Source organism: Bacillus sp. ISL-55, from assembly GCF_018613155.1.
GTDB lineage: Bacteria > Bacillota > Bacilli > Bacillales > Cytobacillaceae > Mesobacillus.
Genome location: NZ_JAGGQU010000006.1, coordinates 178,209 through 195,601, shown reverse-complemented (window position 1 = coordinate 195,601; position 17,393 = coordinate 178,209). Strand labels below are relative to the sequence as shown.

Here is a 17,393-nt window from a genome sequence, read left to right as displayed (position 1 = left end):
CGTTTTCTTGACGGAGGTCCAAACCTGGGGGTACTTCAGACAAAACCAGAGAAAAGAGTCGCGGAATTGTCTGAACATGACCCTACTTCGGACAAAACAAAGGCTTAGAGCTGCAGAATTGTCTGAACTTGGAGGTACTTCGGACAAAACATGAGTGAAGAGCGGTTGAAATGTCCGAACCCGGTGCTACTTCGGACAAAGCAAGAGGGAAGAGCGGTTGAAATGTCCGAACCCGGTGCTACTTCGGACAAAGCAAGAGGGAAGAGCGGTTGAAATGTCCGAACCTTGGGCTACTTCGGACAAAACAATAGGAAAGTGCCGGAGAAATGTCCGAACCTGATGCTACTTCGGACAAAACAAGAGTAAAGAGCCGGGGAAATGTCTGAACCTGAGGGTACTTCGGACAAAACAAGAGGAAAGAGTCGCGGAAATGTCCGAACCTGATGCTACTTCGGACAAAACAAGAGGAAAGAGTCGTGGAAATGTCTGAACCTGGGGGTACTTCGGACAAAACCACCAGGAAGAGTGGTTGAAATGTCCGAACCTGATGCTGCTTCGGACAAATCAAGAGGAAAGAGCGGTTGAAATGTCCGAACCCATGGTTACTTCGGACAAAACAAAAGGGAAGCATCGAGAAATTGTCCGAACGTCCTATTCAACTGCAATTATCAAGGGGGGAACTAAAATGGTCATTTTGAATGCTCAAAATATCGTGAAAGTATATGGTGGGTCTAGTGGGGAAGGTTCGACGAAAGCTCTTGATGGAGTAAGCCTTTCTATCAAAAAAGGTGAGTTTGTGGCGATTATGGGACCGTCGGGGAGCGGGAAGACGACACTTCTTAATGTGCTGAGCGGTATTGACCAGCCGACTTCTGGCGAGGTTACCATCTCTGGGCAAGAGATAAGTGAGATGTCGGGCGATCAGCTTGCACTGTTCCGTCGCAAACAGCTCGGTTTTGTGTTTCAGGAATTCAATCTTTTAGATAGCTTGACGGTTAAAGAAAATATCATTCTTCCAATGGTGCTGGAAAAGAAAACAGCAGCTGAGATGGATACGAAGGTTCATAGTCTTGCGAATCTGTTTGAAATAGAGTCAATCCTAGACAAGTATCCTTATAATATATCAGGTGGACAGCAGCAGCGAACCGCTGTCAGCCGAGCGCTCGTCAATGACCCGGCAATGATTTTTGCGGATGAACCAACCGGGAATTTGGACTCCAAATCCTCTGCCGTCATTATGGAATGCTTTGAAAAAATCGTTGATGAGCTTTCGACAACGCTTCTACTTGTGACGCACGACGTATTTGCTGCCAGCTATTGTCATAAGGTCGTTTTTATCAAGGATGGAATGATCTATTCGAGCATCGTAAAAAAAGGGAGCAGGAAGGAGTTCCTGAATCGGATCATGAATAATCTTGCCGTCTTAGGAGGAAGAACCTATGACATTTAATCAAGTGGTTTGGAAGATGGCGAAGGTTAATTACAAGAAGTATATCTTTTATTATCTTTGCAACAGCTTTGCGGTGATGTTCTTCTTTATGTTCTCGACGGTTTATTTTAACAGCAGGGTCGAACAAGGGAAGAAGCTGGAGAGCCTTCAGGACGCTTTATCGATTCCTGGAGCTGCGTTGATTATTTTCACGATATTTTTTATCAGTTATGCCCACAATGTTTTCATGAAAAAGAGAAAAAGTGAGTTTGGGCTTTTCATGACATTGGGCATGGCAAAAAGAGAGTTAAGCAAGTTGCTGATCCTGGAAAATGCAGCGATCGCCATTTTGTCGATTCTATCGGGACTGCTGGCTGGAGCGATCTTTTCAAGACTGTTTTTCATGCTCTTGATGAGTCTCATCGAAATGGGGGAAGTTCCGTTCCATTTTAACGGTAAAATGTTTTTTTACTCAATCGGATCTTTTTTGGCCGTGTTCATTCTGGCTGTAGGAAAATCTTTGTTCCAGACAATGAGAAGCAGCCTGATTACTAGTATGAAAAGCAACAGGTACGCAGACACAATCAAAATGAGAAGCCCACTGATTGGCGGCTTTGGGCTGGGGCTGATGGCCGGGTCACTGCTGATCCTTTATTTTACATATGAAAGCTCAAATGGCGCATACCTGCCGCTGTGGACATTAGCGATGTTATTGGGCCTGTATATCTCAATTAACCAGTCTGCTAGTTTCCTAATTAATCTCGTTAAAAAGTTTCCTGGTTTTTACTATCGCAGTTTGCTTTTCCTGAGCAGCCTCGATTATAAATTTAAGCAGTTGACATCGATCATCATGCTTGTGACGGTAATGATTATGATCACCATCTTCTATAGCACTTTATTATTGACCTTTTACAAGGCTTCTGAAAAAGATGCTGTAATTAATAATCCATATGATGTCGCTTTTTATCAGTCAGAAACAAGGAATACGATTTCCGATGGCGTGCTAAACGAGTTATTCGGTAAAAAAGAACATCTTGAAGTCCCGATATTGAATTATTATGAAAAACTTGAATATGTCGATGGATATCAAACTTATGACTTCATGTCACTGGATGATTTCAATAGGCTGACTTCGAGTGAGGTGAAGTTAGGAAAAAATGAGTATCTTTTTTATTTAAACTCTGAGCCAGAATATGCTCATACAGATATTGCTGAGTCGATTAAGTTATCCATTAATAATGAAGCTGTAACATATACATTGAAGGATCAAGTGATTGAAAGAACTATCAATCTGCTGCCGAATGCATATGAATTCATTGTCGTTAATCAGAACGAATTTGATTATTTGCGGAATACATTGGAAGGGTACGTGTTGAATCTGAATTTAATCAATGTGGATGACTGGAAAGAAAGTGAAAGTGCTGTTGCAGTATTAGAAGAAAAATTAAAGCTCAACAATCAGTCGACTCCACCAATGGACTATCCTGATATGGAGCATACAGCAGAATCCGAATTGTTTCGGGTTGCCTCGAAAATAGGCGACTATCATCAAAATAAAACCACTAATGGAATGATGTTCTATGTCACGACATTTCTAAGCATCATGTTCTTTTTCGGTACCTTTGTCCTACTGTTTCTTAATCTGTTTTCCGAAGTCGAAACTGAGAAATTAAAATATCGGAAACTAAATAAAATTGGAATGTCATCAAAGGAAATTAAGCAGAACGTAACAAGAGAATTAGGGACAATCTTCTTTGCACCAACTGTCCTCGGAACGACACTGGCCTTCTTGTATCTTGGAATTTTATCAACAGACGTCGGTGGAATCATGAAAAACCCAGATATAATAATGCACTTCATACAAATTGCGGGAACTTACGTTGTAATCCAGGTGGGATCTTTCTTTTATGCCAGGAAGAAGATGTTATTGCAGTTGATTAATTAGATTAACTAAAGCCGCTTTCCAAAAGGAAGGCGGTTTATTTTTCTACCCTAATCGACAGATTTATTTTATAATATGAAAAAGGGAGGTGAGAAAAATGTCAGAAGAAAGACTTGATCGATTAGAAGGAATGATGTCGCAACTGATTACCATGGTTGGTAACCTGCATAACAGCATGAGTGATATGCAAAAAAATATGGATGGAATGCAAAAGGACATGAAGGAAATGCAAAAGGATATGAAGGAAATGCAAACTGTTCAAAAGGAACATGGACAAAAGTTTGAATCTATTGAGTTGAGAATGGACAAAATGGAAACAAAGAATGAATTAAGGCACCAAGAGGTATTGAATCAAATTAAAAGATTGGAAAAAGACCAGGACTTCATCTGGGAAAAGACAGTGCGAAATGAGAGAGAACTTGAGATTATGAAAAGAACTTTGGAATCGTAATCTATCCTTCTTTTTGCTGCCAAGCTTACCAGCTACCAGCAAGCTTGGCTAGTTTGTTACTGTATTTTAGTTACCCTTAGATGACTCTCCATGGAATTGCTCCAGCAACTCGATTATTCTTCTGTTCTGCTCCACTTGAATCTCTGAATTTTTTTTCGTGGTATAAACCCACTTTAATAAAAAAACAAATAAAACCGGTACAGCTATAACTATGAATAAAGACGTCAACCCCATTATTGACGGCGCATACATATTATCCCCTCCCTCACAATTATATTACCAAAATACAACCATTTTTCTATTTGTAGATAACATCTATTTTATGAACTTATTCAGATATTTCAGTGTCATCCATTGTGCTAAATGACAAAGGCAATCATAGTTTGAAATGTCTAAGATCATGTTTAATAGAAATTTTGAGGTCGATCACAGCGTAAAATGTCCAATAAGTCTTGTTTAATAGACATTTTGAAAACAATCAAAGCGCAAAATGTCCAATAAGTCTTGTTTAATAGACATTTTGAGATCAATCACGGCGCAAAATGTCTAAGAAGTCTTGTTTAATAGACATTTTGAGATTAATCACAGCGTAAAGTGTCTAAGAAGTCCTGTTTAATAGACATTTTAGGAGCAGTTTTTTACATAGACTTCATTCACCAAAGTCTATTAAACTCTACGACAGCATAGCCATTCATTTATCTGCCCAATCCTTCTCTACTTTTCCGCATAGGTTGCCCAAAAATGGTATAATTATCATAATTATTAGAAAAGTCACCAGAAAAAATAGAGGAAGGTGATGGTATGCATTTTCTTCGTTATCAATGGGAGCCGTATCTGTCGTATGGGCAGCTGTTTGAGTTTGAGAAGAACAAGGTTGTTTATCATCAGGGTGAGGCTGGCAGAGGAATCTTTTATTTGAAAAAGGGTGAAATCAAGGTTACGCTTCTTTCGGATAAGGGGGATGAGCGGATCATCAACATGGTTCCGCCTGGGATGCTGTTTGGTGAACATGGGGTCCATGGGGAGCCTTATTTGACGAGCGGGACGACGACTTGTCCATCGCTGGTTTACTACTTTTCCGATGATGTCATTGCGACAATTTGTAGGAAACACCCCGAAGCAGCCGCGATTTATACAGATTCATTGATTTATAAATTCAGGACGCTTGCAGAAATCATTGCCCATCTGGACAGTCCGGTAGAGCAGCAAATGGCGTTTTACTTGCTCAAGCTTGTTCAGGAGAACGGGAATGCCTCGATGAACCAGACGGCTTTTTCAAAGTACATTGGCACGTCCCGAATTACCGTGAACAAAATTATTCAAAAATGGAAGCAGAATGGGTACATAGAGCTTCATAAGCGTGAAATTATTATCATGAATTTTGATAAAATAAGAGCGATTGCCAGCAATCCGCATATGGATTAACCAACCAGGTTTCTGAGGAAATCTGGTTTTTTTATGAAGTATTTTCTTTTGTTAATCTCAATGATTCCTGCTTCCTGCCATTGTTTGAGCACTTTGTAAACGGTGATTCTTGTGAGGCCGGTGCAGCAGGCAAGGTCTTGCTGGGAAATAGGAATCTCGTAATTTTTGAATTCATCACAGATGTTATGGAGTAAAACGGCTAGTTTTTGTTCGGATGTAAGCGCATTCAAATTAATGCGGTCTAAAAGAATTTTCATCTTGTGGATGACGCTTTTTGAAAAAAGCTTGAAGAGCTCTGGGTGGATGATCATCAGTTGTCGGAATTCGTCTGCTGAGAAGTGATAAACGACGGAGTCTTTTACTGCGATTGCGGTTGTGAAATGTGTTTTCTGGTCGAGTGACTGGACACCAAGCAGCTGGTTCGGGATCACGATATTCAGCATGTTTTCTTTGCCAGCGGCTGATTCTGTGACGATTCGGACAAGTCCTTTGTGCAGGTAATAAAAACCTTCCCCTAATTCTCCTTGCTTATAAATGCACTCCTTTTTCCTGAAAAACTGGCGGGTGCCGTATTTCAAATAATTCTCCCAATGGAAGACTTCTTCATACACCGTCACCATACCAAAACCTCCCTATGAGTGAAGTTGATATCTAACATTATCATAGGGGAAACGATAAAAAATTTCTATAATTTATTAGATAATTTAGACTTTTACGAAAACTATTTCAGAAAAAACGTTAAATAGGCTACAGTTACGTTCAAAATTTAGTATTACAATTCATTATGAATTTTCAATTATTTTTCAGGAGGGTGAATATGGGAATTAGGACAGGAGCTCAATATATCGAAGCGGTTAAAGCACGTAAGCCTGAGGTTTGGCTATCTGGTAAAAGGATCGAGAATGTATTTGAGGAGCCGGTTTTCAAGCAGCCGATTCTTGAAATTGCAAAGCTTTATGACATGCAGCATGATCCTGAATTCCAGGAGAAGATCACTCACGTTTGTGAGGAAACCGGTGAACGAGTGAATAATGCATTCCTCGTACCAAAAAGCTATGAGGATTTAGTCAAGCGCCGCAATGTTTTTGAGGCTTTTGCGAAAGCAACATTTGGCCTTATGGGAAGGACTCCGGATTTCTTGAACGTCGTTGTGACATCCATGTATTACAATTCCTGGTTCTTTGAAAAATACAATAAAAACTGGGCAGAGAATGTCCGCAATTATTATAAATACATCCGTGACAATGACATCTTTTTAACCCACGCCATCATCAACCCGCAAAATGACCGCAGCAAGACTTCACATGAGCAAAAAGATACCTACACACATCTTGGTGCTGTGAAGGAAACTCCAGATGGCCTGGTCGTCAGGGGAGCAAAAATGCTGGCAACGCTGGCACCGGTAACAGATGAAGTGATCATCTACTCTTTCCCTGGTTTTGCACCTGGCGATGAAAAATATGCACTGGCATTCGCGATTCCGATTGACACTCCTGGGCTGCGCATCATTTGCCGTGAGCCAATGCAGGATGGACAGCGATCCTTCTTCGATCACCCACTTGCTTCAAGATTTGAGGAAATGGATGCATTGCTTGTGTTTGATGATGTCGTTGTTCCTTGGGACCGTGTTTTCCTTCACAACAATGTCGAGGCAGCCAATAAGCTTTACCCAATGACCGGCGCAGGGCAGCAGCCAGCTCACCAGTCCGGTGTCCGCGGTCTTGTAAAACTGGAGTTTGCGACACAGGTGGCGATGAAGGTTGCTGATACAATTGGTGTCGACGGATACTTGAACGTCCAGGATCAGCTTGGCGAGCTCGCACAATCACTTGAATCAATCAGGGCATTGTTAAAGGTTGCTGAATACGAGCACACAATGACTGAGCATGGTGAAGCGATGCCAGCTTATGTACCACTGGAGACCATTCGCGGGTTGCTTCCGAAAATGTATCCGCGTGCAATCGAAGTCATCCAGATTGTTGGCGCAGGCGGCTTGCTGATGTCTCCAACAGGAGCAGATTTTGAAAGTGATGAATTAAGAGGTTCAATTGATAACTACTATGTTGGCCGGGAAGGAATTTCATCTTTGGAACGCGTCAGCATTTTCAAACTAGCCTGGGACCTGTGCGGCGAGGCGTTCGGACAGCGTCTATTGCAATATGAGCGCTACTACACAGGGGATCCAATCCGTAAGCGCGGAATTTTCTATAACAACTATAAGCGCCAAACATCGCTAACAATGGTTGACGAGGCGTTAAAGGGCGCACAGCTGGATAACAAGGAAGCGCTTACAAACTAACCTGCAGGAGGAGAAGGACAGATGAAAACACATATTTATTCTTCATTGGATCTGCCTCAATCAATCGTCGCGATTGGAGCGTTTGACGGGGTCCATCGAGGGCATCAAACGGTCATCCGGCAGGCAGTACAGCGAGGCAGAAAGCTGAAGGTTCCAAGTGTGGTGTTTACATTTGATCCTCCACCGCGGGTGTTTTTTCAAGGAGCAAGGATGTTGACCACAGTCGAGGAGAAGCTGGTGAAAATCGCTAAGTTGGGGGCAAATCATACGGTGGTGCACCGATTTGATGAGGTATATGCCAGTCGGAGCGCTTACGAATTCATTGACTGCCTTGCGAAGCTGAATCCGGCTGAAATCATGGTCGGCGGCGATTTCCGCTTTGGCAAGGACCGAATGGGAGATGTTTCTCTCCTTGAAAAATATTTCAAGGTTTCAGTCACGAATCCAGTCCGCTGCTCTCAGGGAAGCGTGATTTCTTCCAGCAGGATTCGTCAGCTGATTTCTGAGGGTGAGATTCACCTTTCGAATTCGCTGCTCGGCTGGCCAGCAGGAAAGTAGGGTTCTATTTTACGAGAATAGGAGGGACAGTGCATGAAGTTGCTTGGAATATCAGGCACAATTATCGGCACGAAAACAGGCATCGTTGTCCGTAAAGTGCTGGATGATGTGAAAAAGAAGTACCCGGACATCGAGGTGGAAATGCTCGATATGATGGATTACGATGTCGAGTTCTGTGATGGCCGCCCGCTGGAGAAATATTCAGCAGATACGAGAGCGGTGATTGAAAAAGTATCGTCTGCCGATTTTTACGTAATCGGGACGCCTATTTTTCAGGGATCCATTCCAGGAGTGTTGAAAAATCTGTTTGACCTTATTCACCCAGATGCATTCAGGAATAAAGTGATGGGATTCGTCGCAAATGGCGGAACGTACCAGCATTTCCTGGTGATTGAAAATCAGCTTAAGCCAATAGCCGGTTACTTTAGGGCCTTTGTAGCACCTAGCTATGTGTATGCGAACTATGATCATTTTAATTCTGAAAATGAAATTGTAGATGAAGACTTGCTAAAGCGGATTTCAGGTTTAGCTGACGAAGTCGTTCATATGCATAAGTCTTTGAAGGGCAGCGCGGCGAAGGTTACGGAGTGAGTTTAGTATTTTACAAGAATTGAAGGGAGACGATTAGAGATGAAAAGTCAATTTGTTCCGATCAATCTTATGAAGTTTATTGAGGAAAACAGGGACCAGCTTAAGCCGCCGGTCAATAACAAGGTGATCTGGAAGGATGCTGAGTTGATGGTCATGCTATTGGGCGGACCGAACAAGAGACGAGATTTCCACGTTGATCCGTCGGAGGAGATTTTTTACCAAATCCAGGGAAGCTGCTATGTAGAGGTTATCAATGCTGAAGGAAAGCGCGAGGTAGTCGAGGTCAAGGAAGGAGAAATGTTCCATCTTCCAGCGAATGTGCCGCATTCTCCTCATCGTGTCGCTGACACAATTGGCCTTGTTATTGAGCGTAATCGTGCGCAGGGTGAACTGGAAGATTTCGTCTGGTTCTGCGATGAGTGTGACCATGAAATGCACCGCGCGACCATCCAGCTGACAAACATTGAAAAACAGGTTAAGGAAGCAATCGCCAGCTTTAACGGAAATGAGGAACTGCGCAAGTGCGATAACTGTGGACATATGATGCCGCCTGAAGCGAGTGAATGGAAATGCGAGTAGACTTCCATACGCATATCATTCCAGAGAATTTCAGTGAGCTGACACAGCGATTCGGCGGTGAGAAGTGGCCGACGCTTGAGCGGACGTGTGCGTGCGGCGCTAATATCATGATTGCCGGCAAGGTGTTCCGTGAAGTGACCGACCAGGTGTGGGACGCCGAGAAGCGAATCAAGGATATGGAGCGGGAGGGAGTCGACATTCAGGTTCTTTCACCGATTCCTGTCACGTTCTCTTACTGGGCTCCGGCAGAGCAAGCGGAAATTTTGGCGAGGGTCCAGAATGACTTTATTGCTGACCTGGTTAGCCAGTATCCAACTAAATTCATCGGGCTGGGTGCTGTGCCGCTGCAAAATGTTGAGGTTGCAATCCGGGAAATGGACCGCTGCAAGCATGAGCTTGGACTGAGCGGTATTGAAATTGGCACGAATGTAAATGGCGTCAATCTCGATGACCCTCAGTTCATCGAATTCTTCGAAATGGCTGAAAAGTGGGAAGTTCCTTTGTTCATCCATCCTTGGGAGACACTTGGAAAGGATCGGATGCCACGTCATAACTTGATGTACACTGTTGGAATGCCGAGCGAAACAGCCTTGGCTGGAGCAAGCTTGATCCTTGGCGGAATCATGGATAAGTTCCCGAAGCTGAAAATCTGTTTGGCTCATGGAGGCGGTGCGCTGCCGTATTTGCTGCCGAGGTTGGATCAGGGCTGGAATGTGTGGCCGCATCTGCGATTGCTTGATAAGCCGCCAAGTTATTACGCGAAGCAATTTTACTATGATTCGCTTGTGAATGAGCCGGTCAATCTGAATTATTTACTGCAGAATTTCGGACATGAGCGCATTATCATGGGATCTGATTATCCATTTTTGCTGAGGGAAGTTCCTCCTGGAAAGGTCATTGACGATACAGTCGGCTTATCAAAGGAACAGACCGAAGCAATGCTCGGTAAAAACGCGCTCAGGTTCTTGAATATTCCTGTTAAGGTGGGGAGTTGATTTTATGGAAAAGGCCTTGGTTACACCCGAAGAACGATTGAAAGAGTTAGGCCTGACCTTGCCGGCTCCCCGGCAATCGGCAGGAAATTATGTGAGCTGTGTAAGGACTGGCAACCTGATTTTTACATCGGGCCAGGGAACGAATGAATACCGCGGTCGGCTTGGCGAGGATGTCACGATTGAGGTTGGCTACGATGCGGCAAGGCAGTGCATGCTGAATTTGCTGACGGTGCTGAAGCAGGAATTGGGCGAGCTAAGCAAGGTGAAGCGGGTGGTGAAAGTCCTTGGGTTCGTGAATAGTTCGCCAGATTTTACAGACCAGCCTAAGGTCATGAATGGTGCTTCTGATTTGCTGGTACAGGTGTTCGGGGAGCGCGGGAAGCATGGGAGATCTGCTGTCGGCATGGCGCAGCTGCCTTTGAACAATGCGGTTGAGGTCGAAATGGTCGTTGAAGTTGAGAATGAGGAGGGCGGATTAGGATGAATCTGGCTCAGCCACAGGCTATAAAAGATGCAAAACTATTTATTAACGGTGAATATATTGATGCGGTGTCCGGTGAGACCTTTGACACAATCGATCCATCGACAAACAAGAAGCTGGCCTCTGTAGCTAAGGCAGGCGTCGAGGATGCCAAGCATGCCATCGATGTTGCACAAAGGACGTTCGAAAGCGGCGTCTGGAGCGAGATGCCAGTTGCCGAGAGAACAAAAATCTTGGTCAGGATGTCTGAACTCGTCATGGAAAAGGTTGATGAATTGGCCATGGTCGAGACGCTTGATGTGGGGAAACCAATCAAGGAAAGCCGCGGTTTTGATATCCCGCGCGCTGCAGCAAACCTGCGCTTTTTTGCCGAAATGGCGAATTACATTAATCATGAGCATTATGATCAGTCTCGATATATGTCTTACTCTAAATATGCTCCTGCCGGTGTGACTAGCTTGATCATTCCGTGGAACCTTCCGTTCATGCAGATGACCTGGAAGGCGTCGGCCGCAATGGCTGCGGGCAATACGGTTGTTGTGAAGCCTGCATCGTATACACCATTGAGCGCGGTGATGCTTGGCGAAATTGCCAATGAAGCAGGATTGCCGCCAGGAGTGTTGAATATTATTACGGGTCCTGGACGTACAGCGGGGACAGAGATGACGCGCAATCCATCAGTACGAAGAATTTCTTTTGTCGGTGACAGTACGACAGGCCGCACGGTCATGCAAAACGCGGCTTCACAGCTGATTCCCGTTTCTCTGGAGCTTGGGGGCAAATCAGCCAATATCGTGTTTGAGGATGCGGATCTTGATGAAGCAGTTGCAGGATCGATTGAAGCTATTTTCAGGAACCAGGGTGAGATTTGCCTTGCAGGATCGCGGTTGCTGGTTCAGGAGAGCATTTACGATCGTTTCATGGAAAAATTCGTAGCAGCTGCTCAGGCTTTGAAAGTCGGCAACCCACTTGATCAGGAGACGGATATGGGAGCGCTTGTTTCAAAGGGCCATCTGGAAACCGTTGATGAGTATGTACAGATTGGATTGGCTGAGGGCGCCAAGCTCGCAACAGGAGGGAAGCGAATTGCTAGTCTTGGAGAGGGCAACTTCTATGAGCCTACTGTTTTATACGATGTCGATAACAAGATGCGCGTGGCCCAGGAAGAAATTTTTGGCCCAGTCCTGGTCGTGATTCCATTTAAAACAGAAGAAGATGCTGTGCGCATCGCAAATGATTCCATGTACGGTCTGGCTGGAGTTGTCTGGACAAATGACCTGCGCCGTGCCCATCGTGTGGCTGCAAAAGTGAATTCCGGCTTGTTGTGGATCAACTGCTGGTATTATCGCGACCTGCGCACACCATTTGGCGGATCGAAAGCAAGCGGCATCGGACGTGAAGGCGGCAGGCACAGCTTCGAGTTTTATACAGAGGCCAAGACGATTACGATGAAGCTTTAAAGAGAAGTGTCACTTTTTTTCGAAGTGATTTTTAGCTGATATAAAAGTTGAGGGTCCAACTGGAGATATATTTGCTGCAACTGGAGATAAAAGTTGACCAACTGGAGATATACTTGCTCCAACTGGAGATAAAAGTTGACCAACCGGAGATATATTTGCTCCAACCGATAAAATAAGTCGGCCAACCGGAAATAAAACTTCTATGGCCGGAAAAATAAGTCGATCAAGCGGAAATATATCAGGTCAAACCGGGAAAATATGCTCAACCGTTGATATATTCGCTCTAACCGTTGATAAAAGTTGGTCAATCGTCGTTATATTTGCTCCAACCGTCGATAAAAGTCGGCCAACCGTCGAAATGTCTGTTCCAACAGGTATTAAAATCAGCGTAGCTCGTATTTAATCCAAAACAATTGGTATTATCACGAATTTAGTAACAATTTATAAAAGAAAAGGAGGTTGATTTCATGAACGCAATAATAGAGAGGATAGCTGGAACGCTCCTCGAAGCGGAAAAAACTAAAAATCCCATACCGCCGCTGACTGCACAGTACGAAAATCTTCATGTAACGGATGCCTACAATGTCCAGCTGGAAGTTTTAAAAAGAAAGCTGGAACAAGGGCGTACTGTTATCGGTAAAAAGGTTGGCCTCACGAGTGTGGCGATGCAAAAGATGCTTGGGGTGGATGAGCCGGATTATGGCCATTTGCTTGACGATATGAAAGTGTCAAATGGCGGCACAGTGAAGATGTCCAGCTTTCTCAGCCCGAAAATCGAAGCGGAAATTGGTTTCGTGCTGGGAGAAGACCTAAAGGGGCCGAATGTCACTTTCCTTGATGTGCTGATGGCAACGAAGTATGTAGTGCCAACTTTGGAGATCATCGACAGCCGGATTGCCGATTGGAAGATTGGACTTGTTGATACCGTGGCTGATAATGGGTCTTCCGCTATGGTTGTAGTAGGAGATCAAATGACAGACATAAATGGTATCGACTTGCGGAGTGTTGGAATGACTTTTTTCAAAAATAATGAAATGGTGGCGACTGGATCTGGTGCAGCAGCTCTTGGCCATCCGGCTCATGCCATTGCCTGGCTTGCGAACAAGCTTCATGAGTTCGGGATTACGTTAAAGGCAGGCGAGCTGATTTTACCAGGAGCGCTTTCGGCAGCAATTCCTGTGCAGGAAGGCGATAGAGTTTCTGCTCAGTTTGGACCGGTCGGCTCCGTGTCAGTGACTTTTGAGTAGGAGGTGTGCAAGATGGCGAAAATCAAGGCGGCAATCATCGGTTCGGGCAATATTGGGACCGACCTTATGTATAAGCTGGAACGAAGTGAAGTCATTGAACTGACAGCAATGATCGGAATCGATCCTGAATCCCACGGGCTAAAGCGGGCCAAAGAAAAAGGATACCTGGCGTTCGATAATGGAATTCAGGCACTGAAAGACAATCCTGGAATGGCCGACATTGTGTTCGATGCAACCTCGGCAAAAACACATGTCAGGCATGCGAAAGTTCTCGCAGAATTAGGAAAGCTGGCCATCGACTTGACTCCGGCGGCAAGGGGACCATTTGTCTCCCCGGCTGTTAAAACAGATGCCTATTTGAATGAAAAAAATGTGAACATGATTACATGCGGAGGGCAGGCGACGATTCCAATCGTCCATGCAATCAATTCAGTTGCTGATGTCAGTTACGCAGAAATCGTCGCAACGATTTCTTCGAAGAGTGCCGGTCCGGGAACTCGTGCCAACATCGATGAATTCACGATCACGACTCGTAGGGGAATTGAGGAAGTAGGTGGAGCCGACAAAGGGAAGGCGCTAATTATTCTGAATCCGGCAGAGCCTCCGATTTTAATGCGGGATACGATTTATTGCGAAGTGAAAAACATGGATGAAGCTGTGATCACAAAATCGATTGAGCAGATGGTGAAAACGGTGAATGAATATGTACCAGGATACAGGCTGAAGCAGGAGCCGTTGTTTGATGGAAACAGAGTGACTGTTTTTGTTGAAGTCGAGGGTGCGGGGGACTACTTCCCGATTTACGCTGGGAACCTTGATATCATGACAGCGGCAGCAACGCGGGTTGCAGAGGACTTCGCGATCCATATGCTTGAAAAACAGAGTGTCTAAGCGAAAGGCTGGGTGGAATTTTTGAAGCGCAAAAGTGATAAGCCTATCAAAATTACAGAGGTTTGCCTGCGTGACGGCAGCCATGTCATGCAGCATCAATACACAGAAGCTCAAGTCCGCCGAGTGGCGCGTGAACTTGATGAAGCGGGAATGCACTATATCGAAGTGAGCCACGGAGACGGATTGGGCGGGTCGACGTTGCAGTATGGAAAGTCGCTCGTCGATGAAATGAAATTGATTGAAGCAGCGGTTGACGAATGTAAAAACTCAAAGGTAGCGGTGCTGCTTTTACCAGGAATTGGGACGGTCCATGAACTGAAGCAAGCCAACCAAATCGGCGCTAGTCTTGTCCGCGTTGCCACTCATGTAACCGAAGCTGATGTTTCAGCGCAGCATATCAGCATGGCGCGTGAGTTAGGAATGGAAACGCTTGGCTTTCTGATGATGGCCCATATGGCACCTACTGAAAAATTGGTAGAGCAGGCGAAGCTGATGGAGAGTTATGGGGCACAGGCTGTCTATGTAACCGATTCGGCCGGTGCTCTTTTACCGCATGAAGTAAAAGAAAAGATTGCAGCTTTGAGAGATTCATTGTCTATTGAAGTAGGATTCCACGCCCATAACAATCTTTCATTAGCAGTCGCAAATACGCTGACGGCAATTGAAGAAGGAGCAACAAGGATTGATGGAAGCATCCGCTGTCTTGGCGCTGGCGCTGGTAATGCGCAAACAGAGGTTCTTTTATCCGTATTGGACCGAATGGGAGTCAATCTTGGAATCGATATTTATAAGATGATGGATCTCGCTGAGAATACGGTTGGGCCGATGCTTCCGAGAGCTCAGGAGATTAATAGAGGTAGTCTCGTGTTAGGCTATGCTGGTGTTTATTCGAGTTTCTTGCTGCATGCTGAGAGAGCCGGTCAGAGATTTGGAATCGATTCAAGAGATATTTTAATAGAGTTGGGCAAGAGGAAGGTAGTCGGCGGCCAGGAGGATATGATCCTTGATGTCGCTGCTGAACTGGCCAAAGCCCGGAAACTGGAGGTGTAAAATATGACGATTACGAAGGGTGTCGACCTCGAAATCGTGGAATACTTATATTCTGCTGAAAAAGAACGCCGCGAAGTCGTGAAGGTGACCGACCGTTATCCAGAGCTTAGCTTTTCCGAAGCGTATTCGATCCAGGAAAAATTGATTCAGAGACGCGAGCAGGATGGGTCTCGTAAAATTGGCCTGAAGCTTGGATTGACGAGTAAAGCGAAGCAGCAGATGATGGGAGTCCATGAAGCGATTTATGGGTACCTGACTGATGATATGCTGGCGCTGGAGTGGGAACACCTTGATTTTACAGAATTCATTCACCCAAAAGCAGAGCCGGAAATTGCGTTTTTCATCGATAAAGATTTGGAAGGAACCAACATAACCGCGGAAGATGTTTTGGAAGTAACAAAATTCGTGGCACCGGCAATCGAGATCATTGACAGCCGCTATTTGAATTTCAAGTTCACTCTGGCTGATGTCATTGCGGATAACTGTTCATCTTCAAAATTCCTGATCGGAAGCAAGTGGATGTCACCTCGGGATCTTGATTTAGGGCAGCTGGGTATGGTGATGTCGAAAAACGGCCAGGTTGTCCAAACTGGCTCAAGTGCTGCAGTCCTGGGACATCCGGCAACATCAGTCGCATGGGCAGTCAATAAACTTGGTGAGGTTGGGAAAGGGATCAAAAAGGGAGACGTCATCCTGAGCGGAGCGGTATCTGAGGCGATTGCCTTTGAACCAAATGACAATGTACTTGTGCAATTCGCCGAATTGGGCAGCGTTTCTTTCACATGCAAATCAAGCACTTAGTTTTTATGACTAAGTGCCTTCTTTTGGACTTTTGGAATATTCAAAATATAAAGATAAAATTTACGTTCTATGTTAAGCACTTTACACTTTCACTATGAAAAAGTGATTATAATCACAGTTAGAGACAGCTTGGGAAGCTTTTATGAGAGCGTTTACAAAAAAAAAATGGGGTGCGACAAATGATTGGTTTAAGAAAATTTAGTCTGACACTATTAATTTTTATGCTCGTGTTGACTGCTGCTGCTTGTGGGAATGATACCGATGCAAAGCCTGCGGCAGGATCTGGTGAGAAATACTCATTCAAGCTTGCGCACATAACCCCAACGGACCATATGTGGCATAAAGCCGCTGAAAAATTCAAGGAAGAACTGGAAAAGAACTCGGATGGCCGAATGACAGTGGAAATCTACCCTGCAAGCCAGCTTGGAAGTGAAGCTGATATGGTTCAGCAAATCTCTTCTGGTTCAGTAGATTTCGGATTGATTACGGCTGCCTATATGAGTTCACGTGCTCCTGCGTTTACTGCCTGGTTTGCTCCATATGCTTTTGAAGATTTAAAAGAGACGAACGCAGCACGCGATACTGAAATTGCGAAAAAGATTTTGGCTACCCTTGACGACCAGGGGCTTAAAGGACTTGATTACCTGTTCGCCGGGAACCGTGTCATGTTGTTCAAGGATAAGGAAGTAAAGAAGCCTGAAGATATGAAGGGATTAGCATTCCGTGTTACGCCAAGCCCGCCGCTTCAGGACTTTTATAAATCACTGGGAGCTTCTCCTGAATCATTGCCATTGCCGGAAGTATACGCCGCTGTTCAAACTGGGGTAATCGATGGAATGGATATGGACCTGGATGCAACGATTACGAACAAGTATCATGAAGTTGCCAAGTATGGTGCGGTAACGAATCATATGGTATGGCCATCAGTAGCGATCATGAACAAAGATAAGTACGAGAAGTTATCTGATGCTGATAAGAAAATCATTGATGACGCCATCAAGGCTGCAGCTGATTATTCAGCTAACACACGTGCATCCCAGGAAGAAGAATTCAAAAAGACGCTAAGCGATACTGGGATGAAGATCTATGAAATCGACCAGAAGTTGTTTGAACCATATATCAAGCAGTTCGATGAAAAGTATGGACCAACAGATCCGCTGATCCAGGAATTCATCGACACATTCCGCAAATAAC

General features: G+C 44.7%; 17 protein-coding genes. 16 read left to right on the top strand and 1 reads right to left on the bottom strand.

The window, feature by feature from the left end:
• Window positions 1-685: 685 nt before the first annotated feature.
• The 4 genes from J7E32_RS03775 (at window position 686) to J7E32_RS03760 (ending at window position 5,247) form a co-directional block, all read left to right on the top strand.
• Window positions 686-1,450: an ABC transporter ATP-binding protein gene (locus J7E32_RS03775; RefSeq protein ID WP_214903820.1), complete on the top strand. Its 765-nt coding sequence runs from the start codon at window positions 686-688 to the stop codon at window positions 1,448-1,450.
• Entirely contained in the window at window positions 1,440-3,374 is a 1,935-nt protein-coding gene (locus tag J7E32_RS03770; RefSeq protein ID WP_214903771.1) for an FtsX-like permease family protein, read from the top strand. The genes J7E32_RS03775 and J7E32_RS03770 overlap by 11 nt, the downstream gene beginning before the upstream one ends.
• A 94-nt stretch (window positions 3,375-3,468) precedes the next feature.
• A complete protein-coding gene (locus J7E32_RS03765; protein WP_214903769.1) occupies window positions 3,469-3,822 on the top strand; it encodes a hypothetical protein in 354 nt (117 codons plus the stop codon).
• 801 nt (window positions 3,823-4,623) lie between these two features.
• Window positions 4,624-5,247, top strand: a complete 624-nt coding sequence (locus tag J7E32_RS03760) for a Crp/Fnr family transcriptional regulator (RefSeq protein WP_214903767.1) — start codon at window positions 4,624-4,626, stop codon at window positions 5,245-5,247.
• Here J7E32_RS03760 and J7E32_RS03755 read toward each other — a convergent pair.
• Complete coding sequence (locus J7E32_RS03755; RefSeq protein WP_214903765.1) at window positions 5,244-5,867, bottom strand: Crp/Fnr family transcriptional regulator; 624 nt, start codon at window positions 5,865-5,867, stop codon at window positions 5,244-5,246. The genes J7E32_RS03760 and J7E32_RS03755 overlap by 4 nt on opposite strands.
• A gap of 197 nt (window positions 5,868-6,064) precedes the next feature.
• On the opposite strand from J7E32_RS03755, the gene J7E32_RS03750 reads away from it, so the two are divergent.
• From J7E32_RS03750 to J7E32_RS03695, 12 genes are all read left to right on the top strand, one after another.
• Window positions 6,065-7,546, top strand: a complete 1,482-nt coding sequence (locus tag J7E32_RS03750) for a 4-hydroxyphenylacetate 3-hydroxylase family protein (protein ID WP_214903762.1) — start codon at window positions 6,065-6,067, stop codon at window positions 7,544-7,546.
• Window positions 7,547-7,567: 21 nt separating this feature from the next.
• Window positions 7,568-8,104 carry an FAD synthetase gene (locus J7E32_RS03745; RefSeq protein WP_214903760.1) on the top strand — a complete coding sequence of 179 codons (537 nt, stop codon included), beginning with the start codon at window positions 7,568-7,570 and terminating at the stop codon, window positions 8,102-8,104.
• A 33-nt stretch (window positions 8,105-8,137) separates the two neighbouring features.
• Window positions 8,138-8,695 (top strand): NADPH-dependent FMN reductase, encoded by a 558-nt coding sequence (locus J7E32_RS03740; RefSeq protein ID WP_214903757.1) that lies wholly within the window; start codon window positions 8,138-8,140, stop codon window positions 8,693-8,695.
• 39 nt (window positions 8,696-8,734) lie between these two features.
• Window positions 8,735-9,274 (top strand): 3-hydroxyanthranilate 3,4-dioxygenase, encoded by a 540-nt coding sequence (locus J7E32_RS03735; RefSeq protein WP_023614432.1) that lies wholly within the window; start codon window positions 8,735-8,737, stop codon window positions 9,272-9,274.
• Window positions 9,259-10,269, top strand: coding sequence for an amidohydrolase family protein (locus J7E32_RS03730; RefSeq protein ID WP_214903754.1), 1,011 nt, complete (start codon window positions 9,259-9,261; stop codon window positions 10,267-10,269). The genes J7E32_RS03735 and J7E32_RS03730 overlap by 16 nt, the downstream gene beginning before the upstream one ends.
• Before the next feature lie 4 nt (window positions 10,270-10,273).
• The gene (locus tag J7E32_RS03725; protein ID WP_214903752.1) at window positions 10,274-10,753 is read left to right on the top strand and encodes a RidA family protein; all 480 of its coding nucleotides are present in this window, start codon (window positions 10,274-10,276) and stop codon (window positions 10,751-10,753) included.
• Complete coding sequence (locus tag J7E32_RS03720; protein ID WP_214903749.1) at window positions 10,750-12,210, top strand: aldehyde dehydrogenase; 1,461 nt, start codon at window positions 10,750-10,752, stop codon at window positions 12,208-12,210. The genes J7E32_RS03725 and J7E32_RS03720 overlap by 4 nt, the downstream gene beginning before the upstream one ends.
• Window positions 12,211-12,677: 467 nt before the next feature.
• Window positions 12,678-13,457, top strand: coding sequence for a 2-keto-4-pentenoate hydratase (locus tag J7E32_RS03715; protein ID WP_214903746.1), 780 nt, complete (start codon window positions 12,678-12,680; stop codon window positions 13,455-13,457).
• A 12-nt stretch (window positions 13,458-13,469) separates the two neighbouring features.
• Window positions 13,470-14,348 (top strand): acetaldehyde dehydrogenase (acetylating), encoded by an 879-nt coding sequence (locus J7E32_RS03710; protein ID WP_214903741.1) that lies wholly within the window; start codon window positions 13,470-13,472, stop codon window positions 14,346-14,348.
• 21 nt (window positions 14,349-14,369) lie between these two features.
• A complete protein-coding gene (gene dmpG, locus J7E32_RS03705) occupies window positions 14,370-15,398 on the top strand; it encodes a 4-hydroxy-2-oxovalerate aldolase (RefSeq protein WP_214903817.1) in 1,029 nt (342 codons plus the stop codon).
• Between the two features lie 3 nt (window positions 15,399-15,401).
• Window positions 15,402-16,199: a 2-keto-4-pentenoate hydratase gene (locus J7E32_RS03700; protein ID WP_214903738.1), complete on the top strand. Its 798-nt coding sequence runs from the start codon at window positions 15,402-15,404 to the stop codon at window positions 16,197-16,199.
• A 179-nt stretch (window positions 16,200-16,378) separates the two neighbouring features.
• Window positions 16,379-17,392, top strand: a complete 1,014-nt coding sequence (locus J7E32_RS03695; RefSeq protein ID WP_214903725.1) for a TRAP transporter substrate-binding protein — start codon at window positions 16,379-16,381, stop codon at window positions 17,390-17,392.
• Window position 17,393: the final 1 nt, after the last annotated feature.